This window comes from Streptomyces sp. NBC_00154, assembly GCF_026342835.1.
GTDB lineage: Bacteria > Actinomycetota > Actinomycetes > Streptomycetales > Streptomycetaceae > Streptomyces.
Window position 1 is genome coordinate 5,274,797 of record NZ_JAPEMI010000001.1, and the last position, 18,633, is coordinate 5,293,429.

The window sequence follows — 18,633 nt, forward strand, 5'->3', positions numbered from 1 at the left end:
CTTCAAGAATTTGCACGCACCTCCCGGTGCGCAGGCTACGGCTACTTCTTCGAAACAAGTCCCGCCGTCGCCGACCTTGATCTCGGGAGGCACAGCACCGGTGCCCGGTGCGCAGGTGACGGATACTTCTCGGATCTGACGGTTGCGGGTTCGAGTCCCGCCCGGCCACGGCCGGTAGCTCAATGGGAAGAGCATCAGGCAAGCCCGTCGCCGACTCCTGATCTCGGGCACCCCTGCGCTGTGCCTTCCCCCAATGAATTCGGGGGAATTCACCATGGCACGCTTCAACATCCGTACCACCAAGGCGAATTCGGCTTCGTCCGTGAAGTCGACCGGGCACACCGCGCCCACCGGTCAGGGTGGCCGTGGATATCTCCGGGACAACCGTTCCGAACTCTTCCTGCTTGCCGTCGCCAATTTCGTCTCGCAGCAGACCTTTTACGAGAGTGCCGAGCAGCGCGACAGCCGATTCGCCACCCTGGTACGCATCCTTGCGGTGGGCGACCCCGACTGGACCGCCGGACTGCTGGGATGGCTGCGCCGCGACGGCGGGATGCGGACCGCGGCGATCGTCGGCGCCGCCGAGTACGTGAAGGCCCGGCTCGACGCGGGGGCCGAGGACGGGCCGTCCAACCGGCAGGTCGTCGACTCCGTCCTGCTGCGCGCCGACGAGCCCGGTGAGCTGCTGGGGTACTGGACCTCGCAGTACGGCCGTACCGTGCCCAAGCCTGTCAAGCGAGGGATCGCCGACGCCGTACGCCGCCTCTACAACGGCAAGTCGCTGCTGAAGTACGACACCGCGTCCAAGGGCTACCGCTTCGGCGACATCCTGAACCTGGTGCACGCCGCGCCCGACCCGGAGAAGGCATGGCAGGGCGAGCTGTTCCGCTATGCCCTCGACCGCCGGCATCACCCGGACGCGGCGGTTCCGCCCGCCTCGAACCGCACCCTCACCGCCCACCGGGCGCTGATGGAGCTGCCGGTCGAGGAGCGGCGGGCCGTGATCACCGCGCCCGACGGGGCGGACCGGCTGGCCGCAGCGGGCATGACCTGGGAGGCCCTGGCGGGCTGGCTGCAGGGTCCGATGGACGCCGCGGCATGGGAGGCGGCCATTCCGTCGATGGGGGCGATGGCGCTCGTCCGCAATCTGCGCAATTTCGACGAGGCGGGCGTCTCGGACGAGATCGCCGCGCAGGTGGCGGCGAAGATCTCCGACCCGGCCGTGGTCGCCGCATCGCGGCAGTTCCCGTTCCGCTACCTCGCGGCGTACCGGCACGCTCCGTCGCTGCGCTGGGCGTACCCGCTGGAGCAGGCGCTCGGCCACTCGCTCGCGAATGTTCCGGCGCTGCGGGGGCGGACGCTGATCCTGGTCGACCGCTCGGGTTCGATGTGGTCGCCGCTCTCGGACCGCTCGCAGCTGAACCGGGCCGACGCCGCCGCGATCTTCGGTGCGGCGTTCGCGCTGCGGGCCGCCGATGCCGATCTGGTGGAATTCGGTACGAACAGCGCACCCGTGGCCTTTCGCAGGGGTGAGTCCGTGCTGAAGATCCTGGACCGGTTCGGCGATCTGGGTGGCACCGACACCGCGGAGGCGGTCCGCCGGCACTACCGCGGCCACGACCGGGTGCTGATCGTCACGGACGAGCAGGCGTCGTTCACGTACTACGGGGATGCCACCGAGGCCGTCCCGGCGAGTGTGCCCGTGTACACCTGGAATCTGGCCGGATACCGGGTCGGGCACGCCCCGTCCGGAAGCGAGAACCGCCACACCTTCGGGGGTCTTTCGGACGCCGCATTCCGCATGGTGCCCCTGCTGGAGGCGGGGCGGGACGCCGACTGGCCCTGGAAGCGCTGATTACGAATCCGGCATCAGTGGCCCCCCAGGAGCGGTCGGGCATGGCGTCGGGCGTCCCGGAGGCGCATACTCAACGTAATGAAACAGTCAGCCGGATCCCGGCGTCACCTGCCTTCCAGTCCCTTCAACCGCCCGGCCCAGGCGGCCCCACCGGTCGAATGCTTCGATGTGGGCGACAGGGTGTCGCACGACCAGTTCGGACTCGGTCGAGTCCTCGCTGTCGAGGGCGACAACGACGCAGTGCTCATCGACTTCTCGGGGCGACAGGGGAGGATCCTGAGCCCGTACTCCAAGCTGACCAAGCTCTGAGAGGGACGACGAGCGTACGAAGCGTCCGTCCCGCATTCCCCTTCCGGGGCACCTGCAGATCCAGCAGGTGCCCCGGAAGCCATTTCAGGAGCGGGCTCCAGGAGTGCGCGGAGCGACCTTCTACAGCGCCTGGGCGGCGGGCTTGACCATGCCGCGGACCGTGCGCGACTTCACGAAGTCGCCCATCGCCGTCATCTCCCACTCGCCGGAGAACTGCTTGATCAGCTTCGCCATCATCACGCCGGTCTGCGGCTCGGCGCCGGTCAGGTCGAAGCGGACCAACTCCTCGCCGGAGGTCGCGTCGATCAGCCGGCAGTAGGCCTTGGCGACCTCGGTGAACTTCTGGCCGGTGAACGAGTTGACCGTGAAGACCAGCCCCGTCGCCTCCGGGGGGATCCGGCCCAGGTCCACGACGATCACCTCGTCGTCCCCCGCGCCCTCGCCCGTGAGGTTGTCGCCGGAGTGCTTGATCGCACCGTTCAGGATGGAGAGCTTGCCGAAGTAGCAGCTGTCCAGGTGGTTCCGGTTGGGGCCGTAGGCGATCACCGAGGCGTCGAGGTCGATGTCCTTGCCGCGGAACGCGGGTTCCCAGCCCAGCCCCATCTTGACCTGGGAGAGCAGCGGGCGGCCGCCCTTGACCAGGGACACCGTCTGGTTCTTCTGGAGGTTGACCCGGCCCTTGTCGAGGTTGATCTTGCCGGAGCCGGCGGGTGCCGGAGCGGCGACGGGCGGGGCCGCCGGAGCGGCGACGGGCGGGGCCGCCGGAGCGGCGACGGGCGGGGCCGTGGGCGCGGCGGTCCGCGGGTCCACGGGGGCGGCGGCAGGCATCGGGGGTGCGACCGGGGCGGGCGGTGCGGCGGGCTCCTCGACCGAGACGCCGAAGTCCGTGGCGATGCCCGCCAGCCCGTTGGCGTAGCCCTGGCCGACCGCTCGGGCCTTCCAGACGCTATTGCGCAGATAGACCTCGATGACCACGAGCGCCGTCTCGGCACCGAGACGGGGCGGGGTGAAGGTGGCGAGCACACTGCCGTCGTCAGCGTTGCGCACGGTGGCGGTGGGCTCGATGCCCTGGAATGTCTGACCCGCCGCGTCCGGGCTCGCCGTGACGACGATCTTCTCGATGCCGGGCGGCACCGCGGCAGTGTCCACCACGATCGCGTCCGGCGCCGTGCCGCCGCCGGAGCGGTAGGTCACGCCGGGGCCGGTGGGCTGGTTGTAGAAGATGAAGTCGTCGTCGGAACGCACCTTGCCGTCGGCGGTGAGCAGCAGGCCCGAGACGTCGAGCCGCACCGGGGCGGCGACGTCCACCGCCACGCGGGCGGTGGAGAGAGGGATGTTCGAGCCGGGGGTCATAGCGGTCATGCCCGGGGTAACGAACGACCAGGCTTTGCCGTTCCCTTACCTTCGGCCGCCTTCGGACGCCCCGGGCGCGCCCGGTCGGGACGCGCCCAGCCGGGTACGAGCCGGTCAGTACGGCCAGATCGGCGGATGGGTGACGAAGTGGCCGCCGAGGTGGGCGTGGTCCGGGTTGTCCGGGTTGAGTTCGCCGTGTTCCGCGACGAGCTTCTCGGCGTACTGCTCGGAGTCGTCCTGCGGCTCGTACCCGAGCGACCGGGCCGTGGTCAGGTCCCACCACAGGCGGGTGTTGTCGGAGGAGCCGTAGACCACGGTGTGGCCGACCTCGTCGGCGGTGAGCGCCGCGTGGAAGAGCCGGGCGCCGTCACCGGGGCTCATCCAGACCGACAGCATCCGTACGGACGTCGGTTCCATGAAGCAGGAGCCGATGCGCACGGAGACGGTCTCCAGGGCGTGCTTGTCCCAGTAGAGCTGGGCAAGGTCCTCGCCGAACGACTTGGAGAGGCCGTAGAAGGTGTCGGGGCGGCGCGGAGTGTCGATCGGGATCAGCGGGTCGCCGGGGAGGGGGCGCGGGGTGCAGCCGATCGCGTGGTTGGAGGAGGCGAACACGATGCGCCGGACGCCCTCCTCGCGCGCGGCCTCGTACAGGTTGTACGTGCCCTCGATGTTGGACCGCAGGATCTTGTCGAAGGAGGCTTCCAGTGAGATGCCCGCGAGGTGGATGATCGCGTCGACGCCGCGCACGGCCTCGCGCAGCGCCTCCTTGTCGCCGAGGTCGGCCGTGATCGCGTCCGGCTCGCCCTCGATGGGGGTGACGTCGAAGAGGCGGAGCTCGTAGCCGTACGCAGGCAGCAGGCCGCGCATCAGGGTGCCGAGGCCGCCGGCGGCGCCGGTGAGCAGGACGGTGCGGGGAGCGGGCATTCGCTGATCTCCTCGGTACATACGCGCGACACATCAAATCCATGGACGACATTCACATGCATGGACAAACTAAGAAGTGAGGGTGTGGCGCGTCAAGTGGTACGCACCCCTGGTGCAGGGGTGCCGGCTCCACCCTGACGCTCCTCCATGGTGCAGGTACTCGTCTTGACCTGCCCCGCGTGGCTGCCTTAACTTGGTGGCGTTCATGAATATGGACGCCGATCAGAATTGTGCACGCCTGAATCCGCTCAGGGAGCGCCCGTGACCTCAGCCCCCCTTGCCGCCCGACTCACCCATGTCGCCGGGCCGCTCTTCTTCCCCGTCACCGCCTACGGGCCGGACGGCGCTGTCGATCTCGATGCCTTCCGCGCGCATGTGCGCACCGGCATCGATGCCGGAGCGGCCGCCGTCTTCGCCTGCTGCGGCACGGGCGAGTTCCACGCGCTGACGCCGGAGGAGTTCCGTCTCGTCGTCGCCGCGGCGGTCGAGGAGACCGCCGGGGAGGTGCCCGTCGTCGCGGGCGCCGGGTACGGCACGGCCCTTGCGATCCAGTACGCGAAGCTCGCCGAGGAAGCGGGCGCGGACGGGCTCCTCGCCATGCCGCCGTATCTGGTCTTCGCCGACCAGCAAGGGCTGCTCGCCCACTACACGGCACTGGCCGCGGCCACCTCTCTGGAGACGATCGTCTACCAGCGCGACAACGCCGTCTTCACCCCGGATACCGTCGTCGCCCTGGCCCGGACACCCGGGATCATCGGTCTCAAGGACGGCTACGGCGACCTCGACCTGATGCAGCGCATCGTCAGCGCCGTCCGCACCGAGCTGCCCGGCCAGGACTTCCTCTACTTCAACGGGCTGCCCACCGCCGAGCTCACCGGGCTCGCCTACCGTGGCATCGGCGTCACGCTGTACTCCTCCGCCGTGTTCGCCTTCGCGCCGGACATCGCCCTCGCCTTCTACCGGGCGCTGGACTCCGGTGACGACGAGTTCGCCAACGCGCTGCTCGACCAGTTCTACCGGCCGCTCGTCGAGCTGCGCGCCAAGGGCCGCGGCTACGCCGTCTCGCTGGTCAAGGCTGCGGTCCGGCTCGAGGGCCTGGAGGTCGGCGAGGTCCGCACCCCGCTCACCGAGCCGCCCGCCGCGCACATCGAGGAGCTGGCCGGGATCATCGAGCGCGGCCGCGCCCTGCTGGAGAAGTACGGACAGGCCAGGACCGCACCCGAGGAGCCCGCAGCATGAAGGCCTCCGCCTTCCTGTACCCGTGGGACATCGTCGGGGACCCGGACGCCGCCGCCCGTGTCGCGGACCTCGGCGTCGGGCAGGTGACACTCGCCGCCGCCTACCACTCGACCCGGGCGCTGACCCCGCGTCACCCCGGCCGCCGGATCGTCACCGCCGAACACGCCGCGGTGCTGTACCCGGCGGACGCCGGGCGGTGGGCGGGGCGCGAACTGCGCCCGTACGCGCAGTCCTGGGTGGCCTCGGACGATCCGTACGCCGAGGCCGCGCAGGCGCTGACGGATGCCGGTCTGGAAGTGCACAGCTGGGTGGTGCTCGCGCACAACTCCCGGCTGGGCGCCGACCATCCGGACATCTCGGTGGTCAACGCGTACGGTGACCGCTACCCGTGGGCGCCCTGCATCGCACAGCCCGCGGTCCGCGCGTACCTGGTCGAGCTGGCGGGCGAGGCGGCGGTGCGCGGCGGTACGCGCGGCACCGAGCTGGAGTCCTGCGGCTGGTACGGCTTCGCGCATCTGCACGCCCACGACAAGATCGCGGGCGTCGGCCTCGGGGACGCGGCGCAGTACCTGATGTCGCTCTGCTTCTGCCCCGACTGCCGGACCGGATACGGCGAACACGGTGTGGACGCGGATGAGTTGAGCCGGGCCGTGTGCGCGGCCCTGGAACCGGTCTGGGCAGGGTCCGGTTCCTCGGAGGCCGGCTGGTCCGGCGTCGAGAAACTGCTCGGCGCCGATCTCGCCGCCGCCACCCTGGAGTTCCGCGGCCAGGTCGCCCGCACGCTCCAGGAGTCCGCGGTCGCCGCTGTGCGGGCGGCGGCCGCGGAGAACTTCCAGGTGCTGCTGCACGCCGACCCCGCCCCGTACCGCTCCGGTGCGAACGTGGGCGTCGACCCGCAGCACATCCTCTCCGTGGCCGACGGGGTGGTGCTGCCCTGCACCGGCGGTGACGTGGCGCGCGAGACGGTCCTCGGGCCGTTCGCCGGCCGGTCCGACCGGGTGATCGCCGCCAACTTCACCGTGGTCGGTGGCATGGGCGGCAGCCCCGCCACGTTGGAGCGCGACGCCGCGCACGCGGCCTCGCTCGGCGCGAACCAACTGCGCCTGTACCACGCCGGGCTGGCTTCCGACCCGGACCTGAGGACCGTCGCCGAAGCGCTGTCACGCCTCGGTCGATGACGGAACCGGATCGGTGGGGACGGCCGACGGGCGTCCCCACCGATCCGTGATCAGCAGGGCCGCGGTCAGCAGCCCCGCCGCACCGATCAGCGGCAGCAGCACCCGGATGTCCAGCACCGCGATCAGCCCCGCGCCGAGCGCCAGCGCCACCGCGTTCGGCACCATCATCAGCGAGTTGGCGGTCGCCGTCGTACGGCCCAGCACGGCGTCCGGTGTCTCCCGCTGCACCGCCGTCATCGCGGCGATCAGCACACACGGCAGACCCGCCCCGATCGCGGCGCTCGCGACCAGCGCCACCGCGTCGTACGGCAGCGCCCGCACCCCCACCGCCGCCCCGAACAGCGCGATCCCGGCCGCGGTGAACACCCGCTCCGGCAGCCGCCGCAGCAGCGGACCGGCCAGCAGCCCGATCGCGATGGACCCGGCGCCCTGCGCCGCGTACAGCACACCCGCGTACGTGGGGGAGTGCCCGAGCCCGTCGTCCACAAGGGCGTAGACCGCCGCCCCGCTGAGCCCGGCACAGAGCATCGTCGCCGAACCCGCCAGCACCAGCGGCCGCAGCACCGGAGAGCGCCACACCTGCCGGATCCCCGCGGCCGGTTCGCCACGCCGGTCCGTGCGGACCGGCCGGGCCGGTTCGCTCACCCGCAGCAGCGCGCAGACCCCCGCGGCCAGGGCGAACGACGCCGCGTCGAGCAGCGCCACCGCGCCGCCCCCGAACCGGGCGTACAAGCCGGCGCCGGTCAGCGGCGCGAGGAGCTTCATGCCCTCGGCCGCGATCATCCGGAGTCCGTTGAAGTCGCCGAGCAGCCGGACGTCGACGGTGTGCGCGACGAGCGCCGTCTCGGCCGCGTCCATCACGACACCGCTCACCCCGTAGAGCACGAGGACGACGAAGAGGATCCAGATCCGTTCGGCCGAATCGACCGCGAGCAGCACGGTGAGCAGTCCCGCCATGGTGAGGTTCGCCCGGATCAGCAGCGGTTTGCGGCGCACCCGGTCGGCGAGCGTGCCGAGCGCGGGCCCGATCAGCGAGGGAAGCCACATGGCGAACACGGCAAGCGCCGCCAGGCTGTCCGAACCGGTCAGGGACTTGACCCAGATCCCCGCCGTGAGCCACATCGCGGATGTCCCGAACCCTGTGACGACGACTGCCGCCAGATACAGCCCGGCGTTGCGATCCCGCAGCACCCTGCCCGCCGCCGACCCTGCCATAGCGCTCTCCGAACCCTGGTGACCCGCACGTGTGTTGTGGACTCATGCTGGCGACTGAGGACGTATCCGGACATCGGGCAGATGCCTTACATCGAGTTGCCGGAAGTTCTTTCGTCAGAAGCGTTGACGAAACATTTGCACCGGCTCTAGCTTCAACGCGTCGTACTTCGTACGTCATATATGAGACGCGATACGCGAGATGCGAGAGCCCTTCACTCATGACCTTTGCGCCCACCCCGATTCCGTCCCGCACCCAGTACGTGCTGGAGGCGATCAAGCACGCGATCCTCACGGCGCAGCTGAGACCGGGGCAGGCCCTCGTCGAGACCGAACTCGCCGCACAGTTCGGGGTCTCCAAGACCCCGGTGCGCGAGGCGCTCAAGACCCTCGCCGGTACCGGACTCGTCGTGATGAGCCAGTACAAGGGCGTCACCGTGCGGCTGGTCGACGCGGCGATGGCCCGTGAGGTGTACGACGTACGGCTGCTCCTCGAACCGGAGGCGCTGCGCCGCTCCATCACCCGCAGGGCCTCGCTCGACGCGGCGCAGGAAGCCCTGGAGCGAGCCGATTCGGCCGGTGACAAGGCCGACCGGTCGCTCGCCAACCGGGACTTCCACCGGGCGCTGTACCTGCCCTGCGGCAACCCGCTGCTGGCCCGGATGCTCGACGAGGTCCGCGACCAGGCCGCACTCGTGTCGACGGTCGCCTGGGCGACCATCCCGTCCTGGGAGCGGGAGGCGGCCGAGCACCGGGAGATCCTGCGGCTCGCGCTCGCCGACGACGCGGACGCCGCGGCCGGCGCCCTGCACGACCACATCGCGTCGTTCGTCCGCCGCGCCTTCCCCGAGGGAGCACAGACCGAGGAGGGCGGGGCATGAACCACCAGCACACCGACGAAAGGCCTGTCCGCATGGACCTCACACCGCTGAAGGCGGCCCTCGCAGATGTCGTGGCGATCCCGGTGACCCCGTTCGCCGCGGACGGGACCATCGACACGGCGGCTCATCGCGGACTGCTGCGGCGGCTCCTCGACGGCGGCGTACGAATCCTCACCCCGAACGGCAACACCGGGGAGTTCTACGCGCTCACCCCCGAGGAGCGGCGCACCGTCACCGAACTGACCATCGACGAGGTGGGGGGACGCGCCACGGTCCTGGTCGGGGTCGGGCACGACGTGCCGACCGCCGTGGCCGCCGCCGAGCACGCGCGCGACGCCGGCGCCGAGATGGTGATGGTCCATCAGCCCGTGCATCCGTACGTCTCGCAGGACGGCTGGGTCGACTACCACCGGACGATCGCCGAAGCCGTCCCCGGGCTCGGCGTCGTGCCGTACATCCGCAACCCGCAGCTCGACGGGGAGCGTCTCGCCGCGCTCGCCGACAGCTGCCCCAACGTCATCGGCGTGAAGTACGCCGTCCCGGATGCCGCGCGGTTCGCCGCCTTCGCCCGGGACGCGGGCCTGGACCGGTTCGTCTGGGTCGCCGGTCTCGCCGAGCTGTACGCCCCTGCCTACTTCTCCGCCGGGGCCACCGGTTTCACCTCCGGACTCGTCAATGTCGCCCCCGGAGCCTCACTCGCCATGCTGGAGGCACTGCGGGCCGGCGACCACCCGTCGGCGATGAAGGTCTGGGAGCAGATCCGCCGCTTCGAGGAGCTGCGCGCCGACCGCCAGTCCGCCAACAATGTGACGGTCGTCAAGGAGGCCCTCGCCTCGCTCGGCCTCTGCCGCCGCGATGTCCGCCCGCCCAGCCGGGTGCTGCCCGAGGAGCGGCGCGCCGAGGTCGCCGCCGAGGTCGCCGGGTGGTCGATATGACGCGCGAGGACGGAAGGATCGGCTCCGAGGAGCTGCGCAGTCACCAGTGGTACGGGACGGACGGGCTGCGGTCGTTCAGCCACCGGGCGCGCACCCGCCAGCTCGGATACCTCCCCGAGGAACACCTCGGCAAGCCGGTCATCGCGATCCTCAACACCTGGTCCGACATCAACCCCTGCCACGTCCATCTGCGTGACCGTGCGCAGGCGGTCAAGCGGGGCGTCTGGCAGGCGGGCGGCTTCCCGCTCGAATTCCCGGTCTCCACCCTCTCGGAGACGTTCCAGAAGCCGACCCCGATGCTCTATCGCAACATGCTGGCGATGGAGACGGAGGAGCTGCTGCGCTCCTACCCGGTCGACGGCGCCGTGCTGCTGGGCGGCTGCGACAAGTCGACGCCCGCGCTGCTGATGGGCGCCGCATCGGTCGACCTGCCGACCGTCTTCGTGCCGGCCGGGCCGATGCTGCCGGGGCACTGGCGCAACGAAGTCCTCGGTTCCGGCACCGACATGTGGAAGTACTGGGACGACAAGCGGGCCGGGCTGATCGGCGACTGCGAGATGGGTGAGCTGGAGAACGGGCTCGCGCGCTCGCCCGGCCACTGCATGACGATGGGTACGGCTTCCACCCTGACGGCCGCCGCCGAGGCGCTCGGTGTCACGGTGCCGGGAGCCTCGTCGATCCCGGCCGTGGACTCCGGGCACGACCGGATGGCGGCGCAGTCCGGACTCCGGATCGTCGAGCTGGTGTGGCAGCAGCGGAAGCTGTCGTCGATCCTCACCGCGGAGGCGTACGAGGACGCGGTCGCCACCGTTCTGGCGCTCGGCGGCTCCACCAACGCCGTCATCCATCTCATCGCGATGGCGGGCCGCTCGGGAGTGAAGCTCACCCTCGACGACTTCGACCGGATCGCCCGCACCGTCCCCGTGCTCGCCAACCTCCGCCCCGGCGGGAAGTACCTGATGGAGGACTTCCACTTCGCCGGAGGGCTGCCCGGGTTCCTGGCCCGACTGACCGACGTACTGCACCTGGACCGGCCCACCGTCTCGTACGACACACTCCGCGAGCAGCTCGACGGGGCACTCGTGCACAACTCCGACGTCATCCGCGACCGCGACAACCCCCTCGCGGACGAGGGCGGCGTGGCGGTCCTGCGCGGCAACCTGTGCCCGGACGGCGCGGTGATCAAGCACATCGCCGCCGAACCGGAACTGCTGCGGCACACCGGGCCCGCGGTCGTCTTCGAGAACTACCGGGAGATGCAGCACAGCATCAACGATCCGGCCCTGGCCCTCACGCCGGACCATGTGCTGGTGCTCCGCAACGCCGGGCCCAAGGGCGGTCCCGGGATGCCCGAGTACGGGATGTTGCCGATCCCCGACTATCTGCTCAAGCAGGGTGTCCGGGACATGGTGCGGCTCTCCGACGCCCGGATGAGCGGCACCAGTTACGGGGCGTGCGTGCTGCACATCGCGCCCGAGTCGTACGTCGGCGGTGCGCTCGCCCTGGTCCGCACCGGTGACCTGATCACCCTGGACGTCGAAGCGCGACTGCTTCATCTCGATGTACCGGACGAGGAGTTGGCGCGGCGCCGGGCCGCGTGGACGCCGCCGCCCACCCGGTACGAGCGCGGTTACGGCGCGCTCTACCACGACCAGATCACCCAGGCCGACCAGGGCTGCGACTTCGCCTTCCTGGCCCGGCAGGGCGAGGTGCCCGACCCGTACGCGGGCTGAGCGCCCACCGAGAATTCCGGCGCACCGCACGTTCGGCAGACCGAACGGCATGCGGAAAGCGCTTGCTCAATACACGCACCACCAGCACTCGCACCACCGACACCCGCACTTCCCAAAGAACGGAGACGTGTCATGGCCCAAGCCGCCGCTGTGGCCACACCGCCCAAGGTGCCCCGGCGCCGCTCCGCGAACCCCCGCCGGCTGCCGTATCTGCTGGTCGCCCCCGCGGGGCTGCTGATGCTGGGCTTCATCGCCTATCCGATGATCAGCGTCTTCTACTACAGCCTGCAGAACTACAACGTCACCAAGCCGTGGCGGAACGGCTTCGCCGGCTTCGACAACTTCACCCGGATCTTCACCGAGGACGACCAGTTCTGGTCGACGCTCGGCTTCAGCGCCCAGTGGGTCGTCACCCAGGTCGCGCTCCAGCTGACCCTCGGCCTCGCGCTGGCCCTGATCGTCAATCAGACCTTCATCGGCCGGGGTATCTCCCGCGCCATGGTCTTCTCGCCCTGGGCCGTCTCCGGCGTACTGACCAGCACCATCTGGATCCTGCTCTACAACTCGTCGACCGGCTTCAGCCGCTACCTCGCGGACGCCGGGATCGGCGACTACGGCACCTCCGTGCTCTCCGACACCGGCACCGTCTTCTGGGCCGCGACCGTCGCCGAACTCTGGCGCGGGGTCCCCTTCTTCGCCATCCTCATCCTCGCCGACCTGCAGTCCGTCTCCAAGGAGCTGTACGAGGCGGCAGCGGTCGACGGCGCCGGGCGGCTGCGCCAGTTCTTCCACATCACCCTGCCGCACCTGCGGGACGCGATCATCCTCTCCACGCTGCTGCGCGGCGTCTGGGAGTTCAACAACGTCGACCTGCTCTACACCCTCACCGGCGGCGGACCGGCCGGCGAGACGACCACCCTGCCGCTGTACGTCGCCAACACCGGCATCGAGGGCCACGACTTCGGCTACGCCTCCGCGCTCACCACCGTCGCCTTCGTGATCCTCCTCTTCTGCTCGATCGTCTATCTGCGCCTGAGCAAGTTCGGAGGCGACCACAAGTGACTGCCGCACTCGCCGAGAAGCACACCGGAACCGTCCTGGAACCCGTACGCAACACCGAGCCGCCCACCGCGCACCGCCGCCGCGGGCGTGAGCGCGCCTTCGACGACGTACCGCGCTGGCAGATCTACGTACCACTCGGCATCTATCTGCTCTTCACTCTCGTCCCGTTCTACTGGATGTTCCTCTTCGCCGTACGGCCCACCGGATCCACCTCGCTCGTGCCGTGGCCGATGACGGGGGAGCACTTCTCCAAGGTCTGGACCGAGCGGAGCTTCGCCGTCTTCTTCCAGAACAGCATGATCGTCGGCGTCTGCACCCTGGTCGCCACGACGCTCGTCGCCCTGTCCGGCGGCTACGCCCTCGCCCGGTTCGACTTCCGGATCAAGAACGGCTTCATGCTCGCGCTGCTCTGCTCGCAGTTCATCCCCGGCGCGCTGATGCTCGTACCGCTCTTCGAGATCTTCAAGAACCTGCAGATGATCAACTCCCTCGGGAGCGTCGTCATCGCCGAGACGGTCTTCCAGCTGCCGCTCTCCATCATCCTGATCAGCGGCTTCATCAAGAACGTGCCGGTCAGTCTGGAAGAGGCCGCCTGGGTGGACGGCTGTTCGCGCTTCCGGGCCTTCTGCGCGGTGGTGCTGCCGCTGCTGCGCCCCGGACTGATCGCCGTCGGCTCCTTCGCCTTCGTGCACAGCTGGAACCACTTCCTGTTCGCCCTGATGTTCCTCAGCGAGCAGGACAAGCAGACGATCCCGGTCGGCCTGAACACCCTCATCGGCGCGGACAGCGTCGACCTGGGCGCGCTCGCCGCGGGCGGTGTGATCGCCGCGATCCCCGTGGTGATCGTCTTCGCCTTCATCCAGAAGTGGCTGATCACCGGCTTCAGCGCCGGTGCCGTGAAGGGCTGACAGCCGCCCCGTGACGCGCTGTCCCCACCCACCCGCACGCCGCCCGGTCGAGGAGGACTCCACGATGACCGCAACCCCACCCACACCCGCCGGACGCATACGGAGGGCCGGATGAGCACCGTCCAGACGCCCGTCCCGGTCGTCCTCGCCGGCGCACGCGGCCACGGACGCTGGCATCTCGCCAACATTCGCTGCCTCCAGGACCAGGGTCTCGTCCGCCTTGCCGGTATCTGCGAGCTGACCCCGCTGACCGAGACCGAGCTCGCCCTCTTCGCCGGTGAACTCCCGGCCCAGTCGACCGATTTCGGGAAACTCCTCGACTCCACCGGAGCTCGCGTCGCCGTCATCTGCACGCCGATCCAGACCCATACCGAACTGGCACTGACCGCCGCCGCGCGCTCCGTCCACCTCCTGCTGGAGAAGCCGCCCGCCGCGACATTCGCCGACTTCGAGCGGATGGTCGCCGGTGTGCGGGCGGCCGGCATCGCCTGCCAGGTCGGCTTCCAGTCCTTCGGCTCGCACGCCGTGCCGGCCATCCGCGCACTTGTGGAATCCGGTGCGATCGGCGCCGTGCACGGCATCGGCGCCGCGGGTGCGTGGGTCCGCGACGACGCCTACTACCACCGGGCGCCCTGGGCCGGGCGGCGCAGGATCGGCACGGCCGACGTCGTCGACGGCGTCCTCACCAACCCCCTCGCCCACGCCGTCGCCACCGCGCTCGAACTCGCCGGCAGCGGGACGGCCGACGACGTGGCGTCCATCGAGACCGAGTTGTTCCGCGCCCATGACATCGAGGCCGACGACACCTCCTGCGTACGCATCACCACCACGCGCGGGCTGCCCGTCACCGCCGCCGTCACCCTGTGCGCCGAACAGGCCGGCGAGCCCTACGTCATCGTCCACGGCGACCGCGGCCGGATCACCTTCTGGTACAAGCAGGACCGGGTCCTGATCCAGCGCGCCGGACACGGCCCCGAGGAGGCCGTGCACGGGCGGACCGACCTCCTGGAGAACCTCGTCGACCACCTCGCGGGCCGCGCCGCACTTCTCGTACCGCCGCAGCGCACCGGCGCGTTCATGCGGGTCGTCGAAGCCGTACGGACCGCCCCGGAGCCCGTCGCCCTGCCCTCCGATGCCTGGCACACCGAACCCGCAACAGCCTCCACCGGGGCGCGCCGGGTGGTCCGCGGTATCGACGCCCTGGTCGCGGCGGGCGCCGACACCCTCACGCTCTTCTCCGAACTCGGCGTCCCCTGGGCGCTCCCCACCGAGGTGAGTTCATCGTGACCGCATCATCCGCACTCCTCAGCTGCGCCGGACGCCCCGTCGGCCGCTACACCTACCTGCCCGCCACCGAGGGCCGTCCCTACTTCCACCCGGTCACCACCCTCGCGGGCGTCCCGGTCACCGAGGAGCGCCCGGCCGACCACCTCCACCACCTGGGCACCTCGATCGCCGTCCCGGACGTCGCGGGGCACAACTTCTGGGGCGGACGCACCTTCGTACGCGGCCAGGGCCCCACCGCACTCGACAACCACGGGATCCAGCGCCACCTCGGCTGGAAACTCCGCGACTCCGACGGCTTCGTCGAGGAGCTCAGCTGGGTGGCGGACGACACCGAGCTGCTGCGCGAGCACCGCACCGTCGCCGTCGCCGAACTCTCCGACACCGCCTGGGCGCTGGACTTCTCCTTCTCGCTCACCAACCGCGGCACCGACGACCTCTCCATCGGCAGCCCCGCCACCAACGGCCGCCCCGGCGCCGGATACGGCGGCTTCTTCTGGCGCGCCCCCAAGGAACCCGCCGCGCCCGCCGTGTTCAACGGCTTCGGCGACGGCGAGGAAGCGGTCCACGGGCGGGTCGCCGACTGGGTGGCCATGACGGGCGACGGCTGGACCCTCGTCTTCGCCGGCGCGACCGACGGGACCCGGCGCGATCCGTGGTTCGTCCGGACCACCCAGTATCCGGGCGTCGGCTCCTCCCTGGCCGCCGCCGAGCGGCTGCCGGTCCCGGCCGGTGCCACCGTCGTACGCCGCGTGATCACCGTCGTCGCCGACGGCCGGCTCGACCGGGAGACGGCGGCCGCGTACGTACGCCGGGCGGTGACCGCGTGAGCCGTCCCTGGACCGCCGACCTCGGCGACGGCACCTACCGCAACCCGGTCCTGAACGCCGACTGGTCCGACCCCGACGTCATCCGGGTCGGTGACGACTTCTACCTCACCGCGTCCAGCTTCGGCCGGGTCCCCGGACTGCCGCTGCTGCACTCCCGCGACCTGGTCAACTGGTCACTCGTCGGTTATGCCCTCGACCGCCTCGAACCCGCTGCCGACTTCGCCGTACCCCGCCACGACTGCGGGGTGTGGGCGCCGTCCCTCCGGCACCACGCCGGCCGGTTCTGGATCTTCTGGGGCGATCCCGACCACGGCATCCAGCAGATCAACGCCGAGTCGGTGCGCGGCCCGTGGAGCACCCCGCATCTCGTCAAGGCGGGAAAGGGACTGATCGACCCCTGCCCGCTGTGGGACGAGGAGACCGGCGAGGCCTACCTCGTGCACGCCTGGGCGAAGTCGCGCTCCGGCATCAAGAACCGGATCACCGGCCACCGGATGAGTCCCGACGGGCGCGAACTCCTCGACGAGGGCAAGACCCTGATCGACGCCGATCTGATCCCCGGCTGGTTCACCCTCGAAGGCCCCAAGCTCTACCGGCACGACGGCGAGTTCTGGATCTTCGCCCCGGCCGGCGGGGTGACCACCGGCTGGCAGGGGGCGTTCCGGTCGCGCGAGTTCTTCGGACCGTACGAGGAACGGGTCGTCCTCGCCCAGGGACGCACCGATGTCAACGGACCGCACCAGGGCGGCTGGGTTCGAACCGCAGCGGGCCAGGACTGGTTCCTTCACTTCCAGGAGCGCGGGGCGTACGGACGGGTGGTCCACCTCCAGCCGATGCGCTGGGGGGCGGACGGCTGGCCGGTCATCGGCGACGACGGCGAACCCGTCCGCGCACACGCCAAGCCGGTCGCCCCCGAGCAGCCCGTCGAAGCCCCGGCGACCAGCGACGAGTTCCCGGGCGGGCGGTACGGCAGGCAGTGGCAGTGGATGGCGAACCAGCGGCCCGGCTGGACCGTCGAGCACGCCGGGGACGGGCTGCGGCTCAGCTGCGTAAGGACCGCGTACGCGCACGACCTGCGGGCCCTGCCCAACGCCCTGGTCCAGCGGCTGCCCGCCGAGACGTTCACCGTCGAGGTCGAGGCCGTCCTCGGCAGCGACGAGACCGGGGCCAAGGCGGGTCTGGCCGTGCTCGGCGACGCCTTCAACTGGATCGGCCTCGAACGCGCCGAGGACGGCGGGATCCGCCTCGTGCACCGGTACGCCGAGACGGTCGCCGAGCACGAACGGGACGCCGAGCACAGCCGCCCGGCGCCCGACGGACGGGCCCGGCTCCGGATCGAGGTCACCGCGGGCGCCCGCTGCCGTTTCTTCGCCGACACCGGCGACGGGACCGGGTTCCGGGCCTCGGGGCAGCCGTTCGCCGCGACTCCATGGCGTTGGGTCGGCGCACTGCTCGGCCTCTTCGCCACCGCACCGGCCGGGAAGGGGCCGGCCGGGACGGCCGGCTTCACCGGTTTCCGTATCACCGACCGAACCGCACCAGATCCGACAGAACCCAGAGAGAAGAGCCGACCATGAACATCTCGAAGACACAGCGGGGACGCGTCGCGGCAGCGATGTCCCTCGCGACGGTGCTCGCCCTCACCGCCACCGCCTGCGGTGACGACGGCAGCGGGGCGGCGGGCGCCGAAGGCAGCGGCAAGGGCAAGATCGTCTTCTGGGACAACAACGGCGGTGTCCGCACCGACATCTGGAAGGAGATCATCGCCGACTTCGAGAAGAAGTACCCGAAGATCGACGTCCAGTACGTCGGGGTGGCCGCCCCCGAGGCCCAGTCCAAGTACGACAACGCCATCCAGGGCGGCGGTCTGCCGGACGTCGGCGGCGTCGGCGCGGCGATGCTCGCGGGGATCGCCGCCCAGAACGCGCTGGAGCCGTTGGAGGACCGGGCCGCCAAGTCCTCCCTCGCCGGCAAGCTGAACGAGAGCATGGTCGAGTCGGTGAAGGCGGCCGGCGGTTCCGACAAGCACATGTACAACGTTCCGATCTCCGCCAACAACGGTGTGCTGTACTACCGCACCGATCTGTTCAAGAAGGCGGACCTGGCCGAGCCGACCACCTGGGACGCGTTCTACGCGGCCGCCGACAAGCTCACGGCCGCCAAGAAGAACGAGTTCGGCTACACCATCCGCGGCGGCGCCGGCTCCATCGCGCAGGCGATGGACGCGATGTACGGGCAGTCCGGCATCACGTCCTTCTGGGACCCGAGCGGTGAGAAGACCACGCTCAACGACCCGAAGAACGTCGAGGCGCTGGAGAAGTACGCGGCCCTCTTCAAGAAGGTCACCCCGTCCGCCGACCTCAACAACGACTTCATCAAGATGGTCGCCCAGTGGGACTCCGGCACCATCGGCATGCTGAACCACAACCTGGGCTCCTACCAGGACCACGTGAAGGCGCTCAGCACCGACAAGTTCCGCGGCATACCGCAGCCCACCGGCCCCGGCGGCAAGCGGGTGCAGGTCTCCAACCCGGTCGACGGCCTCGGCCTCTTCAAGACGTCCAAGAACAAGGAGGCCGCCTGGAAGTTCATCGAGTTCGCCGCCTCCCACGAGGCGAACTCGAAGTTCAACGAGACGGCGGGCCTCATTCCGGCCAACACGGAGGCCTCCAAGGACGCCTGGATCTCCGAGGCCGAGCCGACCAAGCTCGCCGCCCAGGCCCTCACCGACGGTTCCACCACCATCGTCCAGCTCCCGTACTACCTGCCCGACTGGAACACCATCAGCAAGGCCGACAACGAGCCCGAGTTCCAGAAGGTGCTGCTCGGCAAGACCACCGCGAAGGCCTTCCTGGACAAGATGGCCGACGAGCTGAACAAGGCCCAGGCGGAGTGGAAGGAACAGAGCAAGAGCTGACACGGGACGACCG

Annotated in this window: 16 protein-coding genes; 13 read left to right on the forward strand and 3 right to left on the reverse strand. The window is 70.3% G+C overall.

What is annotated here, in order from left to right:
- Positions 1 to 274: 274 nt before the first annotated feature.
- A complete protein-coding gene (locus tag OHA03_RS23660; protein WP_267005795.1) occupies positions 275 to 1,855 on the forward strand; it encodes a TROVE domain-containing protein in 1,581 nt (526 codons plus the stop codon).
- A 78-nt stretch (positions 1,856 to 1,933) separates the two neighbouring features.
- Positions 1,934 to 2,164 carry a hypothetical protein gene (locus OHA03_RS23665; RefSeq protein ID WP_014156926.1) on the forward strand — a complete coding sequence of 77 codons (231 nt, stop codon included), beginning with the start codon at positions 1,934 to 1,936 and terminating at the stop codon, positions 2,162 to 2,164.
- A gap of 120 nt (positions 2,165 to 2,284) precedes the next feature.
- Here OHA03_RS23665 and OHA03_RS23670 read toward each other — a convergent pair whose 3' ends face one another.
- Entirely contained in the window at positions 2,285 to 3,526 is a 1,242-nt protein-coding gene (locus tag OHA03_RS23670) for a TerD family protein (RefSeq protein WP_267005796.1), read from the reverse strand.
- Between the two features lie 105 nt (positions 3,527 to 3,631).
- The gene (locus tag OHA03_RS23675; RefSeq protein WP_267005797.1) at positions 3,632 to 4,441 is read right to left on the reverse strand and encodes an NAD(P)-dependent oxidoreductase; all 810 of its coding nucleotides are present in this window, start codon (positions 4,439 to 4,441) and stop codon (positions 3,632 to 3,634) included.
- Positions 4,442 to 4,702: 261 nt separating this feature from the next.
- On the opposite strand from OHA03_RS23675, the gene OHA03_RS23680 reads away from it, so the two are divergent.
- Positions 4,703 to 5,680, forward strand: coding sequence for a 5-dehydro-4-deoxyglucarate dehydratase (locus OHA03_RS23680; RefSeq protein WP_267005798.1), 978 nt, complete (start codon positions 4,703 to 4,705; stop codon positions 5,678 to 5,680).
- Positions 5,677 to 6,858 carry a hypothetical protein gene (locus OHA03_RS23685; RefSeq protein ID WP_267005799.1) on the forward strand — a complete coding sequence of 394 codons (1,182 nt, stop codon included), beginning with the start codon at positions 5,677 to 5,679 and terminating at the stop codon, positions 6,856 to 6,858. The genes OHA03_RS23680 and OHA03_RS23685 overlap by 4 nt, the downstream gene beginning before the upstream one ends.
- On the opposite strand, the gene OHA03_RS23690 is transcribed toward OHA03_RS23685, so the two are convergent.
- Positions 6,841 to 8,073, reverse strand: a complete 1,233-nt coding sequence (locus OHA03_RS23690; RefSeq protein WP_267005800.1) for an MFS transporter — start codon at positions 8,071 to 8,073, stop codon at positions 6,841 to 6,843. The two genes, OHA03_RS23685 and OHA03_RS23690, sit on opposite strands and share 18 nt — an antisense overlap.
- Before the next feature lie 218 nt (positions 8,074 to 8,291).
- Between OHA03_RS23690 and OHA03_RS23695 the strand changes: the two genes are divergently transcribed.
- From OHA03_RS23695 to OHA03_RS23735, 9 genes are all read left to right on the forward strand, one after another.
- Positions 8,292 to 8,951, forward strand: coding sequence for a GntR family transcriptional regulator (locus OHA03_RS23695; RefSeq protein ID WP_030974630.1), 660 nt, complete (start codon positions 8,292 to 8,294; stop codon positions 8,949 to 8,951).
- 32 nt (positions 8,952 to 8,983) lie between these two features.
- Positions 8,984 to 9,886 (forward strand): dihydrodipicolinate synthase family protein, encoded by a 903-nt coding sequence (locus OHA03_RS23700; protein WP_267008135.1) that lies wholly within the window; start codon positions 8,984 to 8,986, stop codon positions 9,884 to 9,886.
- Positions 9,883 to 11,619: an L-arabinonate dehydratase gene (araD, locus tag OHA03_RS23705; RefSeq protein WP_267005801.1), complete on the forward strand. Its 1,737-nt coding sequence runs from the start codon at positions 9,883 to 9,885 to the stop codon at positions 11,617 to 11,619. The genes OHA03_RS23700 and araD overlap by 4 nt, the downstream gene beginning before the upstream one ends.
- A gap of 132 nt (positions 11,620 to 11,751) precedes the next feature.
- Positions 11,752 to 12,681, forward strand: coding sequence for a carbohydrate ABC transporter permease (locus OHA03_RS23710; protein WP_267005802.1), 930 nt, complete (start codon positions 11,752 to 11,754; stop codon positions 12,679 to 12,681).
- Complete coding sequence (locus OHA03_RS23715; protein WP_267005803.1) at positions 12,678 to 13,589, forward strand: carbohydrate ABC transporter permease; 912 nt, start codon at positions 12,678 to 12,680, stop codon at positions 13,587 to 13,589. The genes OHA03_RS23710 and OHA03_RS23715 overlap by 4 nt, the downstream gene beginning before the upstream one ends.
- 111 nt (positions 13,590 to 13,700) lie before the next feature.
- Positions 13,701 to 14,876 carry a Gfo/Idh/MocA family protein gene (locus OHA03_RS23720; protein ID WP_267005804.1) on the forward strand — a complete coding sequence of 392 codons (1,176 nt, stop codon included), beginning with the start codon at positions 13,701 to 13,703 and terminating at the stop codon, positions 14,874 to 14,876.
- Positions 14,873 to 15,703: a PmoA family protein gene (locus OHA03_RS23725; protein WP_267005805.1), complete on the forward strand. Its 831-nt coding sequence runs from the start codon at positions 14,873 to 14,875 to the stop codon at positions 15,701 to 15,703. The genes OHA03_RS23720 and OHA03_RS23725 overlap by 4 nt, the downstream gene beginning before the upstream one ends.
- On the forward strand, positions 15,700 to 17,280 hold the full coding sequence (locus OHA03_RS23730) for a glycoside hydrolase 43 family protein (protein ID WP_267005806.1): 1,581 nt from the start codon (positions 15,700 to 15,702) through the stop codon (positions 17,278 to 17,280). The genes OHA03_RS23725 and OHA03_RS23730 overlap by 4 nt, the downstream gene beginning before the upstream one ends.
- Entirely contained in the window at positions 17,277 to 18,620 is a 1,344-nt protein-coding gene (locus tag OHA03_RS23735) for a sugar ABC transporter substrate-binding protein (RefSeq protein ID WP_267005807.1), read from the forward strand. The genes OHA03_RS23730 and OHA03_RS23735 overlap by 4 nt, the downstream gene beginning before the upstream one ends.
- Positions 18,621 to 18,633 lie beyond the last annotated feature (13 nt).

Coding starts and splice junctions, on each gene's coding strand:
- araD (WP_267005801.1), top strand. CDS start 9,883: ATGACGCGCGAGGACGGAAGGATCGGCTCCGAGGAGCTGCGCAGTCAC.
- OHA03_RS23665 (WP_014156926.1), top strand. CDS start 1,934: ATGAAACAGTCAGCCGGATCCCGGCGTCACCTGCCTTCCAGTCCCTTC.
- OHA03_RS23685 (WP_267005799.1), top strand. CDS start 5,677: ATGAAGGCCTCCGCCTTCCTGTACCCGTGGGACATCGTCGGGGACCCG.
- OHA03_RS23735 (WP_267005807.1), top strand. CDS start 17,277: ATGAACATCTCGAAGACACAGCGGGGACGCGTCGCGGCAGCGATGTCC.
- OHA03_RS23675 (WP_267005797.1), bottom strand. CDS start 4,441: ATGCCCGCTCCCCGCACCGTCCTGCTCACCGGCGCCGCCGGCGGCCTC.
- OHA03_RS23695 (WP_030974630.1), top strand. CDS start 8,292: ATGACCTTTGCGCCCACCCCGATTCCGTCCCGCACCCAGTACGTGCTG.
- OHA03_RS23700 (WP_267008135.1), top strand. CDS start 8,984: ATGGACCTCACACCGCTGAAGGCGGCCCTCGCAGATGTCGTGGCGATC.
- OHA03_RS23720 (WP_267005804.1), top strand. CDS start 13,701: ATGAGCACCGTCCAGACGCCCGTCCCGGTCGTCCTCGCCGGCGCACGC.
- OHA03_RS23690 (WP_267005800.1), bottom strand. CDS start 8,073: ATGGCAGGGTCGGCGGCGGGCAGGGTGCTGCGGGATCGCAACGCCGGG.
- OHA03_RS23660 (WP_267005795.1), top strand. CDS start 275: ATGGCACGCTTCAACATCCGTACCACCAAGGCGAATTCGGCTTCGTCC.
- OHA03_RS23710 (WP_267005802.1), top strand. CDS start 11,752: ATGGCCCAAGCCGCCGCTGTGGCCACACCGCCCAAGGTGCCCCGGCGC.
- OHA03_RS23670 (WP_267005796.1), bottom strand. CDS start 3,526: ATGACCGCTATGACCCCCGGCTCGAACATCCCTCTCTCCACCGCCCGC.